A 2,295-nucleotide genomic window follows, 5' to 3' on the forward strand; every position below is an offset into this window, starting at 1 on the left:
AGCAGCGACCCGGACAGGAACAGCATGATGGCGCAGCGCAGCGTCGTCCGGCTGCCAAACCGTTCCGCCATGTGGCCCGAGGCCGGAATGAGCGCGGCCAGCCCGAGCATGTACACCGTCAGGGCGATGCTGGTCTGTGGAATATCGACGTGGAAGTCGCGTGCCATGGCGGGCAGCGCCGTGACCAGCGCCGTGCCGTCGATCTGTTCCATCATCATGAGACCGGCCACGATCAGCGCCATGAGCCTTTTGCGCCGGGGTGACAGGAGGGGCATGCCCGCAGGGGGGCGGGGCATTGCGGTGGAGGCGGTCGTCAGGGGGGGCATGATGGTGCATGATAGGCGGTACGGAACCGTATGCGCCATCGCCGCGTTATAGGGCTACGTTACAAACCTGCGCTATCATGGAGGCGAACAATGTCGGACGACAACCTCAAGACAATCGAAACAAAGGCCACGGGCGCCGTGGATCAGGGCGTGGGCCGGCTGAAGGACGCCGCGGGCGGCCTGACGGGCGACGTCGGACTGCAGGCGGAGGGAAAGGTGGACCAGCTTGCCGGTATGGCGCGCCAGGAATTCGCCGACCTGTATGAGGAAGGCGAGGGCCGGATCGAGCGCGCCGTGACGTTCGTACGTGAACGCCCGCTGTTCTCGCTGGGCATCGCGGCCGGGCTCGGGACCATTCTGGGGCTTATTTTCATCCCCCGTCGCAAGGGCTGAAACGGCTCCGAGTCGTTTTTTTTCATTTTAAGGGACTCGAAGAGTCCTCAGCATCTTGCGCAACCCCGCATAAAAATGGTTTCCATCCTTTCAGAACGGAAATCAGATGCGAATCGGGCACTTACCGCCCGATTCGAATCTGGGCGGGAAGGAATGGATGCCGGATTATACGCTTGAGCACGCGCATGGGGGGCTGGTCGCCGGGGTGGACGAGGTCGGTCGCGGCCCGCTGGCTGGCCCCGTCGTCGCGGCGGCGGTCATATTTTCCTCCGGCATGCCAGACGTACTGGCCGAACGGCTGGATGATTCAAAAAAGCTCAAGCCCGCCATACGCCAGCAGCTTTACGATATCCTGCATCATACGCCCGGCATCCTGATCGGGGTGGGCGCCGCCTCGGTTACGGAAATCGAGCGGCATAACATCCTGCGCGCGTCATGGATCGCCATGCAGCGCGCCGTCGCGCGCCTGCCGCGCCATCCTGAACTGGTCCTGGTCGATGGAAACGCCGCACCCCGCTTCGGGTGTCCGGCGCAATGCGTCGTGGGCGGTGACGCCATCAGCCTGTCGATTTCGGCCGCGTCCGTCGTGGCAAGGTGGTCCGTGACCGGTTGATGACGCGGCTTTCACGGCGCTGGCCCACCTATGGCTGGGAACGCAACGCGGGCTATGGCACCGCCATTCACCGCGCGGCGCTGGAGGCGGATGGGGTCAGCCCGCATCATCGCCTCGCCTTCGGCACGGTGCGCCGCATCATGCAGGCTTCCGTTCCCCGGTTTTCACCCCCAAGCGCGGAGCAGCCATCATGCTGAACAGATCATGAGCGGTGCGGTTATGATGGAATTGCCTCTGGACCAGGTGCTGCGGGGGGACTGCGTGGAGATGATGCGCACGCTCCCCGCCGCCTCGATCGACTGCGTGTTCGCTGATCCGCCGTATAACCTCCAGCTCAGGGGCGAACTGCGCCGCCCCGATGACAGCGTGGTTGATGGCGTGGATGATGACTGGGACAAGTTCGCCGATCTCAGGGCCTATGACGCCTTCACCCGCGCCTGGCTGACCGAGGCGCGGCGCGTGCTGCGCAAGGATGGCACGATATGGGTGATCGGATCCTACCATAACATTTTCCGTATCGGCGCGATCCTGCAGGATCTGGGGTTCTGGATCCTGAACGATGTCATCTGGCGCAAGTCCAACCCGATGCCCAATTTCCGGGGCCGCCGGTTCACCAACGCGCATGAGACGCTGATCTGGGCCGCGCGCGGGCCGGATAGCCGCTACCGCTTCAATTACCAGGCGATGAAGGCGCTCAATGACGATGTGCAGATGCGCTCCGACTGGTACCTGCCGCTATGCACCGGTGGCGAACGCCTGCGCAACGAGCACGGGCTGAAGCTGCATCCCACCCAGAAGCCCGAAAGCCTGCTGCACCGCGTGCTTGTCGCCTCGACCAACGTGGATGACGTGGTGCTGGATCCCTTTACCGGCACCGGCACCACCACCGCCATGGCGCGCAGCTGCGGCGGCGCTTTATCGGGATCGAACGCCACCCGGACTATGCCGAGCCGCGATTGGCCG

At 64.1% G+C, this 2,295-nt stretch carries 2 protein-coding genes and 2 pseudogenes; 3 read left to right on the top strand and 1 reads right to left on the bottom strand.

From position 1 onward, the window contains the following. Positions 1–242, bottom strand: a 242-nt coding sequence (locus tag JCM25156_RS24645; RefSeq protein WP_034959963.1) for an MFS transporter, incomplete at its 3' end; no start/stop codon positions are given. Between the two features lie 174 nt (positions 243–416). Between JCM25156_RS24645 and JCM25156_RS14110 the strand changes: the two genes are divergently transcribed. From JCM25156_RS14110 to JCM25156_RS24655, 3 genes and pseudogenes are all read left to right on the top strand, one after another. After that, on the top strand, positions 417–719 hold the full coding sequence (locus tag JCM25156_RS14110) for a CsbD family protein (RefSeq protein ID WP_025813591.1): 303 nt from the start codon (positions 417–419) through the stop codon (positions 717–719). Between the two features lie 157 nt (positions 720–876). After that, positions 877–1,529: pseudogene (locus JCM25156_RS24650) on the top strand (ribonuclease HII). 7 nt (positions 1,530–1,536) lie between these two features. Further along, positions 1,537–2,295 (top strand): annotated as a pseudogene (locus JCM25156_RS24655) (DNA-methyltransferase); the annotation flags it as partial.

This window comes from Komagataeibacter kakiaceti JCM 25156 (assembly GCF_000613305.1).

Bases quoted from the DNA above. Each gene is read 5' to 3' on its own strand.
- JCM25156_RS14110 (WP_025813591.1), top strand. From the start codon at position 417: ATGTCGGACGACAACCTCAAGACAATCGAAACAAAGGCCACGGGCGCC.